13 protein-coding genes and 1 tRNA gene are annotated in these 15,885 nt (G+C 71.8%); 4 read left to right on the forward strand and 10 right to left on the reverse strand.

Annotated elements, in window-relative coordinates; genetic code table 11:
• Positions 1 to 9 precede the first annotated feature (9 nt).
• A complete protein-coding gene (locus JXZ78_RS05895; RefSeq protein WP_030021511.1) occupies positions 10 to 1,392 on the reverse strand; it encodes a peptidoglycan-binding protein in 1,383 nt (460 codons plus the stop codon).
• A 331-nt stretch (positions 1,393 to 1,723) separates the two neighbouring features.
• Between JXZ78_RS05895 and JXZ78_RS05900 the strand changes: the two genes are divergently transcribed.
• The 4 genes from JXZ78_RS05900 (at position 1,724) to glxA (ending at position 6,909) form a co-directional block, all read left to right on the forward strand.
• Positions 1,724 to 1,797, forward strand: a tRNA-Lys gene (locus JXZ78_RS05900).
• 147 nt (positions 1,798 to 1,944) lie between these two features.
• On the forward strand, positions 1,945 to 2,625 hold the full coding sequence (locus JXZ78_RS05905; protein ID WP_030021512.1) for a FadR/GntR family transcriptional regulator: 681 nt from the start codon (positions 1,945 to 1,947) through the stop codon (positions 2,623 to 2,625).
• Between the two features lie 352 nt (positions 2,626 to 2,977).
• Positions 2,978 to 4,939: a glycosyltransferase family 2 protein gene (locus tag JXZ78_RS05910; protein WP_030021513.1), complete on the forward strand. Its 1,962-nt coding sequence runs from the start codon at positions 2,978 to 2,980 to the stop codon at positions 4,937 to 4,939.
• The gene (gene glxA, locus JXZ78_RS05915) at positions 4,936 to 6,909 is read left to right on the forward strand and encodes a radical copper oxidase GlxA (RefSeq protein WP_030021514.1); all 1,974 of its coding nucleotides are present in this window, start codon (positions 4,936 to 4,938) and stop codon (positions 6,907 to 6,909) included. Before JXZ78_RS05910 ends, glxA begins: the two co-directional genes overlap by 4 nt.
• Before the next feature lie 78 nt (positions 6,910 to 6,987).
• Here glxA and JXZ78_RS05920 read toward each other — a convergent pair whose 3' ends face one another.
• The 9 genes from JXZ78_RS05920 to JXZ78_RS05960 all read right to left on the reverse strand — a co-directional run bounded on the left by JXZ78_RS05920 (position 6,988) and on the right by JXZ78_RS05960 (position 15,880).
• Positions 6,988 to 8,061, reverse strand: coding sequence for a glycoside hydrolase family 6 protein (locus tag JXZ78_RS05920; protein WP_030021515.1), 1,074 nt, complete (start codon positions 8,059 to 8,061; stop codon positions 6,988 to 6,990).
• Positions 8,062 to 8,450: 389 nt separating this feature from the next.
• Positions 8,451 to 9,176 carry a class F sortase gene (locus JXZ78_RS05925; RefSeq protein WP_050502658.1) on the reverse strand — a complete coding sequence of 242 codons (726 nt, stop codon included), beginning with the start codon at positions 9,174 to 9,176 and terminating at the stop codon, positions 8,451 to 8,453.
• Positions 9,166 to 9,924, reverse strand: coding sequence for a hypothetical protein (locus JXZ78_RS05930; protein ID WP_157851634.1), 759 nt, complete (start codon positions 9,922 to 9,924; stop codon positions 9,166 to 9,168). Before JXZ78_RS05930 ends, JXZ78_RS05925 begins: the two co-directional genes overlap by 11 nt.
• A gap of 200 nt (positions 9,925 to 10,124) precedes the next feature.
• Positions 10,125 to 10,904, reverse strand: a complete 780-nt coding sequence (locus JXZ78_RS05935) for an HAD-IIA family hydrolase (protein ID WP_030021518.1) — start codon at positions 10,902 to 10,904, stop codon at positions 10,125 to 10,127.
• A gap of 207 nt (positions 10,905 to 11,111) precedes the next feature.
• Complete coding sequence (locus tag JXZ78_RS05940) at positions 11,112 to 12,173, reverse strand: 2-aminoethylphosphonate ABC transporter substrate-binding protein (RefSeq protein WP_030021519.1); 1,062 nt, start codon at positions 12,171 to 12,173, stop codon at positions 11,112 to 11,114.
• A 67-nt stretch (positions 12,174 to 12,240) separates the two neighbouring features.
• Positions 12,241 to 13,038: an ABC transporter permease gene (locus JXZ78_RS05945; protein ID WP_030021520.1), complete on the reverse strand. Its 798-nt coding sequence runs from the start codon at positions 13,036 to 13,038 to the stop codon at positions 12,241 to 12,243.
• Positions 13,025 to 13,999, reverse strand: coding sequence for a 2-aminoethylphosphonate ABC transporter permease subunit (locus JXZ78_RS05950; protein WP_030021521.1), 975 nt, complete (start codon positions 13,997 to 13,999; stop codon positions 13,025 to 13,027). Before JXZ78_RS05950 ends, JXZ78_RS05945 begins: the two co-directional genes overlap by 14 nt.
• Positions 13,992 to 15,140, reverse strand: a complete 1,149-nt coding sequence (locus JXZ78_RS05955; RefSeq protein WP_238782696.1) for an ABC transporter ATP-binding protein — start codon at positions 15,138 to 15,140, stop codon at positions 13,992 to 13,994. The genes JXZ78_RS05950 and JXZ78_RS05955 overlap by 8 nt, the downstream gene beginning before the upstream one ends.
• Positions 15,137 to 15,880 carry a phosphonatase-like hydrolase gene (locus JXZ78_RS05960; protein ID WP_030021523.1) on the reverse strand — a complete coding sequence of 248 codons (744 nt, stop codon included), beginning with the start codon at positions 15,878 to 15,880 and terminating at the stop codon, positions 15,137 to 15,139. Before JXZ78_RS05960 ends, JXZ78_RS05955 begins: the two co-directional genes overlap by 4 nt.
• Between the last annotated feature and the right edge of the window lie 5 nt (positions 15,881 to 15,885).

A 15,885-nucleotide genomic window follows, 5' to 3' on the forward strand; every position in this document is an offset into this window, starting at 1 on the left:
TGCGCTCCGTCATCGGAAGAGTCGCCGCCATGTCTCGGGGCCGGGGTAGCCGTCGGCGTCCCGGCCGGTCCAGCCCTGGGCCCGCTGGAACGCCTCGACGTTGCGGCGGTCCGCCTCCGTCCACCGGGGTCCGGGGCCGGAGCTGTAGTACTTGCCGAAACCCTTGCTCACCAGCCGTTTTCCGAGGCTGGTGACGTATCCGTTGGACTGGCCGGGCCGGAACAAGCCCCGGCCGGGGAACGCCGTGGCGCCCCCGCCGCCGGAGCTGCCGATGTCCCGGCCCACCCCGTTGACCAGGTACGACCAGGTCGCCGGGCCCGGGATGCCGTCCGCCTCCGCGCCGGTCCAGCCCTGGGCGCGCTGGAACGCCTCGGTGGCCCGGCGGTCCGCCTCGCTCCAGCGCGGGCCCGGTCCGGACGTGTAGAACCGGCCGCCGCCGCGCTCCACCAGCATCCGGCCCAGCCGGGTGACGTACGCGTTGTCGGCGCCCGGCCCGAATGTCCCCGCGCCGGGAAACGCCGAGGTTCCGCTGCCCGGGTCACCGCCGGGATCGCCGCCCTCGGCGAGACCGCGGTAGCGATAGGCGACGTACCCCGCGGAATTGCTCCAATAGGCGTACGGCGTGGACCGTTTCACCGTGTGGGGGCGGGTCTGCTCGTACGCGATGTAGCGCGTGCGGGAGGAATCGGCCCAGCCGCCGAAAAGGGTGGCGTGGGACCCGGCACCCGGATTTCCCGGGTTGTGGAAGAGCAGCATGTCGCCGGGCCGCAGTTCGCTCTTTGTTATACGGGTGCCGTACTGGGCCAGGTTTCCGGTCCACTGATTGCGGCCGAGGTTCCAGGCCATCGAGATGAATCCGGAGCAGTCCTGGCGGTATCCGTCCGACCAGTAGCGGCTCATGTTGTACGGGACCTGGGCGCTGACCCAGCGCTGGGCCCGCGCGATGATCTGGTCCCGGGTGAGGGGCCGGGGCGAGGAGGCCGCCACGGCGCGTCCGCGACCGCTGCCCGTGCCCCCGTACAACCCGCTGACCTGGCCTTGCGGGGTCGCGCCGGAGGTCAGGGAGAGCTCCGGGGCGCCCGGCCGGGCGGTCCGGAGGTGGCCGGGGCCGTGCGCCACGGCGGGGGCGAGCAGGGTCCGCTCGCGGCCGGCCGGGGTGCCCGTACCGGCTCCGGCGCCGAGCGCCGCGGCCGCCCCGGATGCGGAAACGCCGCTGCTCAGGACCGTTCCGGCGGTCGCCACCAGGACCAGCGCGCGGCGGGCGCCGTGCGCGGCGGGGTGTCCGCCGTCCCGGACCGCGAGCGCGTGCTGGAGAGCGCGCCGCTCCTGGGCGCAGCCGCCGCACGGGCAGCCGCCCGCTGGGTCGAATTCCACGAATCCCGGCTCTGCCATTTCCGGTCACCTCCAGGCTCGTTCCGTTCCCGTTCGCCTTCGCACCTGCCACAGCTTCTCAACTGGTAGGAGATATCGCATGTTGACGGGGCAACTGATGATCATCCATTACGAAAGCATACTCACAGACCAAATCGGTCATCCGGCTCGACGAAGGTCCCGAGATCACGGGACTTTCGCCCTGCCGGACCGCGGAATCCGGCGCGGCGCCAACACTCCCCGGACGGCCGCGAAAACGGGTGACGCAGGTCACACATTCGGCGGGCCCGGGCGGCCGGGCAGGTGGTCGGGAGCACCCCTGGAGTTCGTGTAAAGTTTTCTACGTCAGCGCGCGCCGCTAGCTCAGTTGGTTAGAGCAGCTGACTCTTAATCAGCGGGTCCGGGGTTCGAGTCCCTGGCGGCGCACGTCACACCGAGGCCCCTCGCAGCTGCGAGGGGCCTCGGCGCTTTTCCCTGCGGCCGCCCCCGGCCGTCGGTCCGCTCCCCCGGATCCCCCGGCGCCGGGCCGGTGCATCGCTGGTCAAAACGGTGATCGAGGTGCACAGTCGCACAATGGCGCGCGACATCCAGGAGCGGATCAAGAAGCTCATCATCGACCGGCGGCTGGCCCCCGGGGCGCCGCTGCCCACCGAGACGGACCTGATGGAGCTGCTCGGGGTCAGCCGGAACTCCGTCCGCGAGGCGCTCAAGGCGTTGCAGGCGATGGGCATCGTGGAGATCCGGCACGGCTTCGGCACCTACGTCGGGCCGATGTCGATGGCCCCGATGACCGAGGGGCTGGCCTTCCGTACGGTGGCCGGCCACTACCGGGGCGAGGACAGCCTGCTCCAGCTGCTGGAGCTGCGCGAGGCGGTGGAGACCGGGCTGATCGCGCGGCTGGCGGGCCAGGTGCCGGAGGCGGCGCTCGCGGAGCTGGACGAGCTGGTCGGGCGGATGGCGGCCGAGGCCGCGGAGGGGGCGGTGCGGGCCGACACCGACCGGGCCTTCCACGCCGCGCTCTACCGGGGGCTGGGCAACCGGCTGCTGAGCGAGGTGCTGGACGCGTTCTGGGAGGCGTTCCACCGCGTACGGACGGACCTGGCCGGACTGGGGGCCGACCCGCGGGTCACCCACCGCCAGCACGCGGAGATCCTCGCGGCGGTACGCGACGGTGACGCGCTGCGGGCCGAGCAGGCCGTACGCAGCCATTTCGACAACATCCGTCTGCGGCTGCGCAGTTCGGGTCAGAAGTAATGCCCCCTCCGGCCTGACCCGTCCATCAATGCACTCGCATGTCCGGTAAACTCCTCGTTTCGCCCTTGCGATCAAGATATGAGCTTCGAGACCCTGACGGGATACTGGAGCCCAACTGAGCCTGTGCACGCTCATGTTGGGGGACACACCGGTTGCGATGAGTGTGGGAGTGGGGACTCCGCCGCACGGGACGCGAGTCGGAGCGGCAAGCATGCAACCGGAAGGCGGCCGTCCTACGTCGTAGCCGTAGGCGGCCGACACCACTTGCGCCCGGGTCGGTCGAGGGGGACCGGAGACGCGGGCCTTGAGAAGACGGGCACGCAGCCAGCATGCGTGCCGGGGGGATGGACTCATGACGTCGCCGCCTACCGGCGCCCGGCAGGAGCAGCAGTACGACCCGTCCGCGACGACGCGCCTGCGCGTGCCGCGCCAGCACTGGCCACGCAGACCGCAGCGCAAGCCGCTGCCGCGCTACGACTACGAGCACTACAGCCGCCTCGCCGGACCGCTCACCCAGCCCGGCCCCGACCAGCCCTACAAGGTGCGCTACCGCAGCCTGCTGGCGGACGAACCGCACCGAATACGCGCGGCGTTACTGCTCGGCGCCGCCCCCCTGCTCTCGCTCGGCCTGCTCGCCTGGCTGATGCAGCCGGCCCACTGGACCGAACGTGACCACCCCGCGCACGACTTCCTGCCGGTGCTGGACATCGTCATGCTGGTCTCGATCGGGCTGATCGAGTTCTTCCGGTGCATGAACGTGCTGTCCAACGCCCACGCCACCCTGGTGGCCCGCGACCCCATCCCGGTCGTTCCCGAACACGGCACCCGCGTCGCCTTCCTCACCTCCTTCGTACCCGGCAAAGAGCCGCTGGAGATGGTGACCAGGACGCTGGAGGCGGCCGTCGAGATCCGTCATCGCGGCCTGCTGCACGTCTGGCTCCTCGACGAGGGCGACGACCCGGACGTCAAAGCGGTCTGCGAGCGGCTGGGCGTCCACCACTTCACCCGCAAGGGCATCCCGCAGTGGAACCAGAAGAAGGGCCCGCACCGCGCCAAGACGAAGCACGGCAACTACAACGCCTGGCTCCAGGCGCACGGTGACGCCTACGACTACTTCGCCTCCGTCGACACCGACCACGTACCACTGCCCAACTACCTGGAGCGGATGCTCGGCTTCTTCCGCGACCCGGACGTCGGCTTCGTCATCGGCCCGCAGGTGTACGGCAATTACGACACCTTCGTCACCAAGGCCGCCGAGTCGCAGCAGTTCCTCTTCCACGCGCTGATCCAGCGGGCCGGCAACCGCTACGGCGCGCCCATGTTCGTCGGCACCTCCAACGCCGTACGCATCAAGGCCCTCCAGCAGATCGGCGGCCTGTACGACTCGATCACCGAGGACATGGCGACCGGCTTCGAGATGCACCGGCACCGCAACCCGGACACCGGCCGGAAGTGGCGCTCGGTCTACACGCCCGACGTGCTCGCGGTCGGCGAAGGCCCCACCGCCTGGACGGACTTCTTCACCCAGCAACTGCGCTGGTCGCGCGGTACGTACGAGACGATCCTCAAGCAGTTCTGGAAGGCGCCCTTCACGCTGCCGCCGGGCAAGTTCTTCAACTACACCATGATGGTCATCTTCTACCCGATGTCCGCCCTGAACTGGATCCTGGCGGCGCTCAGTTGCGCGCTGTTCCTGGGCCTGGGCGCCTCGGGCGTCCAGATCGACCCGGCGGTGTGGATGATGCTGTACGGCAACGCCTCGGCGCTCCAGATCGGGCTGTACGTGTGGAACCGCCGGCACAACGTCTCGCCGCACGAGCCGGAGGGCTCCGGCGGCGTGGCCGGCATGGTGATGTCCGCGCTCTCCGCGCCGATCTACGCCCGCTCGCTGTTCGACGCGGCGCTGCGCCGCAAGAGCAAGTTCGTGGTGACGCCGAAGGGCGACTCCTCCAGCCCGGACACCCTCTTCGGCACGTTCCGGGTGCACCTGTTCTTCATCCTGGTCTTCGGCAGCTCGCTGGCCGCCTCGTTCGTCTTCGGACACAGCCACCCGGCGATGATCACCTGGGCCACGCTGGCGCTGCTGATCACGGCGGCGCCCGTCTTCGCCTGGCGCTGGGGCATCCGGCAGGACCGGCGCGGGAAGTCGCGGGGTGACCCGTCGGCGGACGGCGGCGGGGCGCAGCAGGTGCCGCATCCGCAGCGGCAGCCCAGCTGGGCGGCGCCCACCGGACGCGAGACCTCCGCCGAGCCGGGCCACCGCACCGCCGCCGACCAGACCGCGCAGATCGCTCTTGGGGGACGTCACACATGAAATACCGTCCGAGCCGGCGCACCCGCAGAGTGGCGATCGGCGCGGCCGTGGTGCTCGCGCTGGCGGGGATGAACGGTCCGGCCCTGTTCGGGTTCGTCTCGGAGAAGTACCACGAGTACAAGATCAACCAGCCCGAGTACAAGGCGGCGAACGGCCACTGGGACGTGGTGGACGTACCGCCCGAGTACAGGATCAACACGATTCACGCCGCGCTGCTGCACACCGGCAAGGTGCTGCTGGTCGCCGGGTCGGGGAACAACGCCAAGAACTTCGCGGCCAAGTCGTTCCGTACGGTCCTGTGGGACCCGGTGAAGAACACCTTCAAGAACATCCCCACCCCGAAGGACCTCTTCTGCGCGGGCCACACCCAGCTGCCGGACGGCAAGCTGCTGGTGGCCGGCGGCACCCAGCGGTACGAGAAGCTCGGCGGTGACGTGAAGAAGGCCGGCGGGCTCATGATCGTCTACAACGAGAACCCGGACGCGCCGAAGACGTTCCCCGCCGGGACGCTGTTCACCGGCAAGCAGAACGGCAAGACCTTCGCGTCCAAGGACCCGGTCGTGGTCCCGCGCGCCAAGAAGACGACGGACCCGCGGACCGGCAAGGTCACCGTCACCCACAGCGAGGCCCGCGTCTACGTGGAGGCGCTCAAGGAGGGCCGCGAGCACTCCACCGGCGCCCAGGACAACTACCGCATCCACGGACTGACCGGCGCCGACGCCCGTAACTTCTACGGCATCGCGCAGAAACTGTCCTTCGACAAGAAGGACTTCCAGGGGATCAAGGACTCGTTCGAGTTCGACCCGGTCGCCGAGCGCTACCTCCCGGTCGACCCGATGAACGAGGCCCGCTGGTACCCGACCCTGACCAGCCTGGAGGACGGCAAGGTGCTGTCCACCTCCGGGCTGGACGAGATCGGCCAGGTCGTCCCCGGCAAGCAGGAGGTCTACGACCCGAAGACGAAGAAGTGGACCTACCTGCCCAAGCAGCGCTTCTTCCCGACCTACCCCGCCCTCTTCCTCACCGACAAGGGCCGGCTGCTCTACACCGGGTCCAACGCCGGGTACGGTCCCGACAACATCGGGCGCACACCCGGCATCTGGGACCTGAAGACCAACAAGTTCCAGACCATCCCCGGGATGAGCGACCCGGACGTCCTGGAAACCTCCATGTCCGTCCTGCTGCCGCCCGCGCAGGACCAGCGGTACATGGTGCTGGGCGGCGGCGGGGTCGGCGAGGACCCGAAGGCCACCGACAAGACCCGGCTGGTGGACCTGCACGCCGACAAGCCGCGCTTCAAGGACGGCCCGCCGCTGTACGCGAAGGCGCGCTACCCGAGCAGCGTCATCCTGCCCGACGACACGGTGCTCACCACCAACGGCTCCGGCGACTACCGGGGGCGCAGCGACAGCAACATCCTGAGCGCGGAGCTGTACGACCCGAAGGCCAACACCTCGCGGGCGGTGGCCGATCCGCTGGTGGGGCGCAACTACCACTCCGGGGCGCTGCTGCTGCCGGACGGCCGGGTGATGACGTTCGGCTCCGACTCGCTCTTCGCCGACAAGGACAACACCAAGCCCGGCGTCTTCCAGCAGCAGATCGACATCTGGACGCCGCCGTACCTCTACCGGGACTCGCGGCCGGAGCTGGCCGACACCGGGCCGAAGACGGTGAAGCTGGGCGGACAGGCCACGTACCGGACCAAGCACGCGTCCTCGATCAAGAAGATGCGGCTGGTCCGGCCGGGATCGTTCACCCACGTCACCAACATCGAACAGCGGTCGGTCGCACTGGATTTCAAGGCGGCCAAGGACGGTGTCACGGTGACCCTGCCGAAGGATCCGACGCTGGTGCCGCCCGGCTGGTACATGCTCAATGCCGTGGACGACCAGGGGACCCCGTCGAAGGCGGTCTGGGTGAAGGTGCCGACGGCGTCGAAGGCCGAGCTGAAGGGGCTGGGGCTGAACTGATCCGGTGACGGCGTGCGGGGTGCGGGGTGCGGGGTGCCACGGAATCCCGAGGCGCCCCGCACCGCCGTCCGCTGACGGCTACTTCGTATTGCGGGCCAGTTGCAGCGCGTACTCAGGCCACCAGTCACCGGCCTTGGGACCGCCCTTGCACGTGCCGTCGGACTCGCCGGGACGCTTGATCCACAGGTAGGCGTCCACGAGCGGGTCGCCGGTGCGGACCGTCGGTGCCGTGCCGAGGGCGCGGCCGGGCGGGTTGCACCAGTTCTCCGGGTCGTCGCCGCCGGGCGCGGGGCCGTTGCCGTTGCGGCTGGTGTCGATGACGAAGTGCTTGCCGCCGACCATCGAGGAGAGCTGCTTGCCGTACTTGCGGTTCTCCTCGGTGGTCTGGAAGTTGGAGATGTTGAGCGCGAAGCCGTCGGCCTGGTCGATGCCGGCCCGCTTCAGGGGCTCCACCATGCGGCCCGGGTCCTTGATCCAGTGCGGGTTGCCCGCGTCCAGGTAGACCTTGGTGTGCGGCAGCGCCTTGAGCTTGCCGACGGCCTCCGTCAGCAGGGCGTAGCGCTCCTCGTGGAACTGCTCGGGCGTGCACCGGTCCTCGATGTGCGGCAGGGCGTCCGGCTCCAGGACGACCGTCGTGGGGCGGTCCCCGATGCCCTTGAGCACGCCGTCCAGCCACGCGCGGTAGGCGTTGCCGTCCGCCGCGCCGCCCTTGGAATAGCTGCCGCAGTCGCGGTGCGGGATGTTGTAGAGGACGAGCAGCGCCTCGCGGCCGGCCTTGGCCGCCGCTTCCGTGAAGCCGCGGGCCTCGCCCTGCGGGTCCTCGACGCCTATCCACTCGGCCACGGGCCGGCGGGCTATCTTGTCGATCTGCCGGGCGTCGTCGGGCTTGCCGTCCTTGGCATACGCGGCGGCCTGCTGCGCCGCCTTGCCCTCCGGGTTGACCCAGTAGGGCACCGTGGCCTTGGGCTGCTGACCGGGTTTCGCCCCGGCCTTGCCTTCCCCCTCGCCGTCACCGTCGCCGGACGACGAGAAACACCCCGACACCAGCAGCAGCGCCCCCAACGCCGATACCGTGCCGGACACACCGCGCCGGCGCGCGGCACGGCGCTCACCCGGGGGGCCGCCCCCGGATCCCCGAACATTGCCGTACATCCACTCCCCCCTCGGAGCACGGGACAAGACCGGTCGAAATCCATCCTGGCACAGGCCCCTGAACCACAGGTCGGGCTGTGGACAACCTGTTACGCCCGTACCACCGGGCCGGAAACGGCCGCGTGTCCGGTACCGGACGCCAACTCCCCCTAGGCGGCGCAGCGCAGTCGTCCTACAGTGAACTTCAGTGTGAACTTCCTGTTGGTCACCTGGCCCCAGCCCCTGGCCGGGCACGTGCACGCGCCTGCGTACAGGCGCCCCGCACCTCCCGCCGGCGGCAGGGCAACTCCCGCAGTCCTGAATCCCGGCGGTCGAGGACCGGCCGGTCGGCGGTTCAGGGGGAGCGAGCCGCCGACCGGGACCGGTCGGTCCGGGGTCCCGGCCCGGCCCTACGCGGCGTCTCGCCCCGTGGGCGCGGGCGTGACCTTCGAGAGGTACGCGTGCACGACGACGTTGGCGCTGTAGGCGTCCCGCTCGCTGTCGAAGGTGCCGGCGCAGGTGATCAGGCGCAGTTCCGCGCGGCCCGGCAGGTGCGCGCCGTAGACCTTGCGCGGTGCGAAGTTCCGGCGGTCGTAGATCTTGACGTCCTCGACGGTGAACCGCGCGGTGCTGCCGTCCTCCCTGCGGACGTCCACCGGCTGCCCCGGCTTGAGGCTGCCCAGGCGGTGGAAGACCGCGCGGCCACCGGCCGTGTCCACGTGCCCCGCCAGCACCGCCGCGCCCGCCGTGCCCGGCTGCGGCCCCTTCGCGTACCAGCCGACGAGCCCGGGCGTGCGGTACGACGGCGTGTCGACGGCGCCGGTGGCGTCCAGGTCGGTCTCCGTCACACCGGCCCGTACGCCCAGCGCGCCGACCGTGACCTCGGTGGGGCGGCCGCCCGGGGAGGTGGACAGGGGGGCGTGGGCCGCGGGCAGTTCCTGTCCGACCGGGCGGCCGACGGCCGCGACGTCGCCGGTGGTCGGCGCCTTCGACAGGTCCCCGTCGTCCGTCAGGTCCCGGCCCCACAGCCACAGTCCCAGCAGCAGCGCCGCCCAGGCCACACCGACGGCCATCCGGCCGCGGCCGGGAGGGTGCGGAGGGCGGCGGTCCGCCACCGGGTGGTCGTCAGCCCGCATCGCCGTCGCCCGGTCCCTTGCGGCGGCGTCGCATCCGCAGCGCCTGTCCGGTGAGCGCGAGGACCGCGCCGCCGGCCAGGACCAGGCCCACCGCGTAGGCACCGTCGCCCTCGTGGCTCGCGGCGGTCCGTACGGGGGCGGTCCGGGCGAGGGTGGTGTGCGCGGCGGCCGGGTGGGGGCGGAATCGGGGGCGCGGGTACGGCTGCGGATGTGTCGCGGTCCAGCCGCCTCCTGCCCGTACGGGGGCGGAGGGGGACGCCGGTGGTTCGGCCGCGTCTGTATCTGCGCCGGTGCCCGCTTCCGTACCCGTATCCGTGCCCGTATTCGTGTCCGTATGCGTGCCCGTATACGGATACGTCTCCGGCCCCGTGCCGTCGCCGTTGTCCGCGGATGCCGGGACGACCTCGAAGGAGCCGGCGGCGCGCGCGTCCTCGCCGTCGCAGTGGACGGAGACGGCGTACGTGCCGGGGTCGGCCGTCGAGCGCACCCGGGCGTCGCCCACCAGTCCGGCGGCGACCCCCGCCAGCGGTACGGCGTCGACGAAAGCGGCCGAGGTGGCGCGGCCCGTCCGGCCCGCGCAGCCGCTGACCTGAAGGGCCGCCTCGGTGCCCGGCGGGAGGGCGGACGGCGTGATCGCGACGGTGCCCGCCGCGGCGCCCGGTGCCCGGGCCGCGGACGCGAGCGCGGGCACCGGAGACAGCACCGTCACCGCCAGGGCGGAACAGAGAGTCAATACCGGTGTGCGCATGGTGAACCTCCGAACACTTCCGAAGGTCCGCCCGGCGGCCCGGTTCCGCATCCCGGGCGGGGCCGCGGCTGCGCCGTACGGGTGGCGCGGCCGGGCTCAGGCGCCGAGGGCCGGACGCGGACACGCCGGGGCGGGCTCAGGCGCCGAGAGCCGGGGACGGGCAGGCCGCGGCCGGGCTCAGGCGCCCGGTCGCGCCCCGGTCACACCAGCTCGACGAGGTCGGCGATGGAGTCGACGACCCGCGACGGCCGGAACGGGTGGCGTTCGATGTCGCCCTTGCCGGTCAGCCCGGTCAGCACCAGGAACGTCTCCATGCCCGCCTCCAGGCCGGCCAGCACATCGGTGTCCATCCGGTCGCCGATCATCGCGGAGGTCTCGCTGTGCGCGCCGATGACGTTCAGGCCGTGCCGCATCATCAGCGGGTTGGGCTTGCCGACGAAGTACGGCTCGACGCCCGTCGCCTTGGTGATCAGCGCGGCCACCGAGCCGGTGGCGGGCAGCGCGCCGTCCGCCGAGGGGCCGGTCTCGTCCGGGTTGGTGGCGATGAACCGGGCGCCGTTGTTGATCAGCCGGATGGCCTTGGTGAGCGCCTCGAAGCTGTACGTACGGGTCTCGCCGAGCACCACGTAGTCCGGCTCGTGGTCGGTGAGGACGTACCCGATGTCGTGCAGCGCGGTGGTCAGGCCCGCCTCGCCGATGACGTACGCGGTACCGGACGGCCGCTGCTCGTCCAGGAACTGGGCGGTGGCCAGCGCGGAGGTCCAGATGGACTCCCAGGGCACGTCCAGGCCGATCCGGTTCAGCCGGGCGTGCAGGTCGCGCGGGGTGTAGATGGAGTTGTTGGTCAGGACGAGGAAGGGCTTGCCCGATTCGCGCAGCCGCTTGATGAAGGCGTCCGCACCGGGCACCGGGATGCCCTCGTGCATCAGGACCCCGTCCATGTCGGTCAGCCATGACTCGATCGGCTTGCGCTCTGCCACTGCCGGTCTCCCGCCGTGCGTGTCTGCCAGGGGCGCCGGCCGTGCCCGCGCCGTCGCGGGTCCCGTACGCACCGCGCACCCCGGTGGGTGAGCTGCGTCTCGTACGTATGGCCGACGCCCCCAGCCTAAGTCAGCCGCAGCGATCTCGACCCCGCCGAGATCGCAGGCCGGACCGCTGACGGGCCGCGCCCGGGGCCGGGGCGGTGGTCAGCTGCCCGTGGCCGTCTTCCAGGCGTCGAGGTAGGTGGACAGGTTCTTGTCGATGTCATTCCAGTCCGGGCGGAAGATGTCGACACCGTCCATGATTCTGGCGAGTTCGGTGGCGTTGCGGTCGGTGGGCCGGATGTCCGTACGGGCCGCGAAGCCGCCGCCGACCGCGGAGACCTGCTGCTGCACCTCGGGCGAGAGCAGGTGGTCCAGGAACTTCTTCGCCCGCGCCGCGTGCGGGGCGTTCTTGACCAGCCCGGCCGCGTACGGGAGCGCGAAGGTGGACGGGCGGGCACCAGGCTCGGCGGCGGGGAAGAAAATGCCCTGGTTCGGCATGGACCTCATGTTGGCGTAGTTCATCTGCACGTCACCGTTGGCGACGAGGAGTTCGCCCTTGTCGGTCTTGGGGGCGAGCTGCCCGGTGGAGGAGGACGGGCCTACGTTGTTGGCCTGGAGTCTCTTGAGGAACTCCATGGCGGGGCCCTGGCCGCCGAAGTCGTGCAGGGCCTGGACGACGACCGCCGTACCGTCCCCGGCGACGCCCGGCGTGGAGTACTGGAGCTTGTTCTTGAAGCGCGCGTCCGTCAGGTCCTGCCAGGTACGGGGCGGCTGCTGGAGCTGCCGCTTGTTGTAGATGAAGCAGAAGTAGTTGTTGACGACGGCGGTCCACCTGCCGTCCGGGTCCTTGTTCGCGGCGGCGACCTGCTCGGAGCCCTTGGGCCGGTACGGCTCCAGCAGCCCCTTGCCGCCGGCCTGCTGGATGAACGGCGGCAGCGTCACGACGATGTCCGCCTTGGTGTTGGCCTTCTCCCGGACCAGCCGCTGCACGGCGGCGCCGGAGCCGCTCTCGACCAGGTTGACCTTGATGCCGGTCTTCTTCTCGTAGTCCTTGAAGACCCGGTCGTAGAATCCGTCGCCCCGCTCACCGCGCAGCCCGTCGGCGCTGTAGACGGTGATCTCCCGGGCGTCGGCGCGGGACACGCCGCCGCAGCCGGTCAGGGCGGCGCCGAGGACCAGGGTGCCGCAGACGGCGGCGGCGGTCGGCTTGAGGGGGCTGCGCATGACGTGTCGTGGCTCCTTGAAGTGGCAGGTGGCCGGGCCGAAACCCGAGGTGGTCGGGCCGGGCCCGTCAGCGGTACGAGGCCTTGGTGCGGATACGGGAGACGGCCAGCAGGACGAGCAGGGTGGCGGCCATCAGCGCCACCGCGAGCGCGGCACCGGCGAACAGGGCGCCCCGGTCGGTGGTGGCGAAGATGCGCACCGGCAGCGGCGTCCAGTCCGGCGGGTAGATCATCATCGTGGCGCTCAGCTCGCCCATGGACAGGGCGAAGCACAGGCCCGCGGCGGCGGTCAGGGACGGCAGCAGCAGCGGCAGTTTGACGCGCCACAGGACGTAGGCCGGGCGCGCGCCGAGGCTGGCGGCGCTCTGCTCGTACGCCGGGTCCAGGCGGGCCAGCGCGGCCGTCACGGACTGGTACGCGAAGGCGGTGACCAGGACCGTGTGCGCGACGACCACGATCTGCGGGGTGCCGTTCAGGAGCAGCGGCGGCTGCGAGAAGGCGACCAGCAGCGACAGGCCCACGACGACCGACGGCACCGCGACCGGCAGCACGAACAGGCCGTCGAGGACGCGGCGGGCGCGCGGCCGCAGGCGCTGGGCGGCCAGCGCGGCCCAGGTCCCGGCCGTGAGCGCCAGCAGGCTCGCGGCGACGGCCGTGACCAGGCTGGTGACCAGCGCCTCCAGCGAGTCGCCGCGCGCGATGTCCTGGTAGTGCGCCGTCGTCGGGCCGGACGGCAGCGCCCCGCTCCAGGTGCTCGCGAAGGACGCCGCGACGACCACCAGCAGCGGCAGCGCGAAGAGCGGCAGGAAGAGGACGAAGAACACGGCCCAGACGGCCCGTCGGGCCCCTTTGCTATGCACGAGCACGGCGGCCGGCACCTCCCGCTGTCGGTGTCCGTGCCCCGCCCGCCCGCGCGGCCACAGTCCGGTACAGGGCGTAAAGGGCGACGGACAGCACGATGTTGACGACGGCGACGACGCACGCGCCCGTGTAGTCGCCGTCGAGAATGGCCTTGGTGTAGACGAGCACGGGCAGGGTCACCACGTCCTTGGCCCCGGTGAACAGCACGATCCCGAACTCGTTGAGCGTCAGCACGAGGACGAGCGCCCCGCCCGCCGCCAGCGAGGGCAGCGCCTCGGGCCAGATCACCTTCCGTACGATCCGGACCGGCCGGGCGCCGAGCGACGCCGCGGCCTCCAACTGCCCGGTCTCCACCTGGGAGAACGCCGCGAGAAGCGGGCGCATCACGAAGGGCGTGAAGTACGTGATCTCGGCGAGGAGCACGCCCCACGGGGTGTGCAGGAAGGCGAAGGGGCCGTCCGCGGCGCCGGTGGCGTCCGTCCACAGTCCGTTGGCGAGCCCGGCCGTGCCGTACAGGAAGAGCAGGGCGAGAGTGATCAGGAAGGACGGGAAGGCGAGGAAGACGTCGATGAAACGGCTCAGTGCCCGGCTGCCGGGGAACGGTACGAACGCGATCACCAGCGCGAGGGCGAAGCCGAGCAGCAGGCAGCCGGCGGTGGCGCCGACGGCGATCAGCACGGTGGTGCCCAGCGCGTCGCGGAACGACGCCTCGGCGAAGACCTTCGCGTACGGGGCGGTGGACGGCGGGCCGCCCTCCTCGCCGAGGAAGGACTGCCGCACGACCAGGGCGAGCGGACAGAGGAAGACGAGGGCGAGCGCGGCGAGCGGGGGCAGGGACCAGAGGACGGGGGAGGTACGCGCGGCGGCTCGGCCGACCGCGCCCCGGCTTCCCGCACCCGATTCCGCGCTCGTTCCCGCACCCGATTCCGCGTCCCGTGGCAGCGCGAGGCTTTCCGGCCTACTCATCGGCGGCGCTCCCCGCCCCGGCCGGCAGCAGCACCGCGTCCTCGGCGGCGAAGTGCAGGACGACCTCGGCGCCGGGCTCCGGGGTCGCGCGCAGCTCCCGTACGTCCGCCATGACGCGGTGCCCGGACACGTCCGCGTACACCCGGTGGGTCGCGCCGCGCCACTGCACCTCGGTGACCCGGCCGTGCAGCGCGTTGGGCCCCTCGCCGAGTCCGACGAGGTGCGGGCGCACGCAGAGCGTGGCGGACGCGCCGGGTGCCGCGCCGTCGGCGGATGTGACGGCCAGCCGCGTCCCCGCGAAGTCCGCCGTGCCGTGCGGACCGGCCGTCACCGGCAGCAGGTTGGCGTTGCCGACGAAGGAGGCGGTGAACCCGGTGCGCGGGCGCCGGTAGAGGTCCTGCGGGGTGCCGCAGTCACGCAGCCGCGCCCGGTCCATGACGGCGATCCGGTCCGCCAGCGTCAGCGCCTCCACCTGGTCGTGGGTGACGTACAGGATCGACACGTCCGGCAGTTCGCGGTGCAGCCGCGCCAGTTCGGCGAGCATTCCGGAGCGCAGCCGGGCGTCGAGGGCGGACAGCGGCTCGTCCAGGAGCAGCACCCCGGGCCGGATGGCCAGCGCCCGCGCGATGGCGACGCGCTGCTGTTGCCCGCCGGACAGCTCACGCGGATAGCGCCGCGCGTACGCGGCCATGCCGGACATCTCCAGCGCCTCGGCCACGCGCGCGGCGGTCTCGGCGCGCGAACCGGTGCGCCCGCGCCGGGCCTTGAGGCCGAAGGCGACGTTGTCCTCGACGCGCAGGTGCGGGAAGAGGGCGTACTGCTGGACGACCATGCCGATGCCGCGCCGGTGGGGCGGCAGCCCGGTCACGTCGCGGCCGCCGATCAGCACCCGCCCGGCACACGGCCGGACGAAGCCGGCGACCGCCCGCAGCGCGGTGGTCTTGCCGGAGCCGGACGGGCCGAGCAGGGCCATCACCTCGCCCGGCCCGACGGTCAGGTCGAAGTCGTCCAGGACGACGTTCCCGCCGTACGCGACGGAGACGTGGTCGAAGCGGATGCCGGAGGGGGAGGGGGCTCCGGGGTCGGCGGGGGTCGTGGGGGCCGTGGGGGCGCCGTCGCGGGTACCGGTGGCGGCACTCATACAGGACGCTCCGGCCGCCGGCCCTCGTGCGGCTCTTCCCCACCGTCGAGCAGTGCGGGCAGTTCGGCCACCGAGCCGAGGACGTGCGTGGCGCCCGCGCCCCGGAGTGCCGCTTCGTCATGGGCGCCGGTCAGGACCCCGGCCACGACCGAGGCACCCGCCCGGCGGCCGGAGCGCATGTCGTACGAGGTGTCACCGGCGACCGCGATCTGCCGCACGGAGTCGGCGGCGCCGGTCCGCAGCAGCGCGGCCAGCACCATGTCCGGGTACGGCCGCCCGCGCCCGCCCGCGTCGGCGGGGCACAGGGTCAGCGTCACCAGGTCCCGCCAGCCCAGCGCGTCCAGGACGGCGTCCTGGGTGACCCGCGCGAAACCGGTGGTCAGCACGACCGTGCGGCCCGCTTCCTGAAGGGCCTCGACGGCCTCCCGGGCGCCGGGCACGGGCGCGATCCGCCCGCCGTCGACCAGTTCCCCGTACGCCTCCTCGAAGGTGCTGTTGGCGCGCCGCGCCCGCTCCTCGTCGCCGAACAGGTGCCGGAAGACGGAGATCTTCGACTCGCCCATGGTGGCGCGCACGTAGGCCAGGTGCTTCTCGTGCTCGGCGCTGCCCGGTACGACACCGAGCCGCCCGGCCGCCGCGCTGAACGCCTGCTCGACCAGCCCGCCGTCGGCCACCGTCGTCCCCGCCATGTCGAGCACGACCAGCGAGATCCGTTCCCGCTCCGTATTGTCGACCGTCATCACCT

Source organism: Streptomyces monomycini, from assembly GCF_022271435.1.
GTDB lineage: Bacteria > Actinomycetota > Actinomycetes > Streptomycetales > Streptomycetaceae > Streptomyces > Streptomyces monomycini.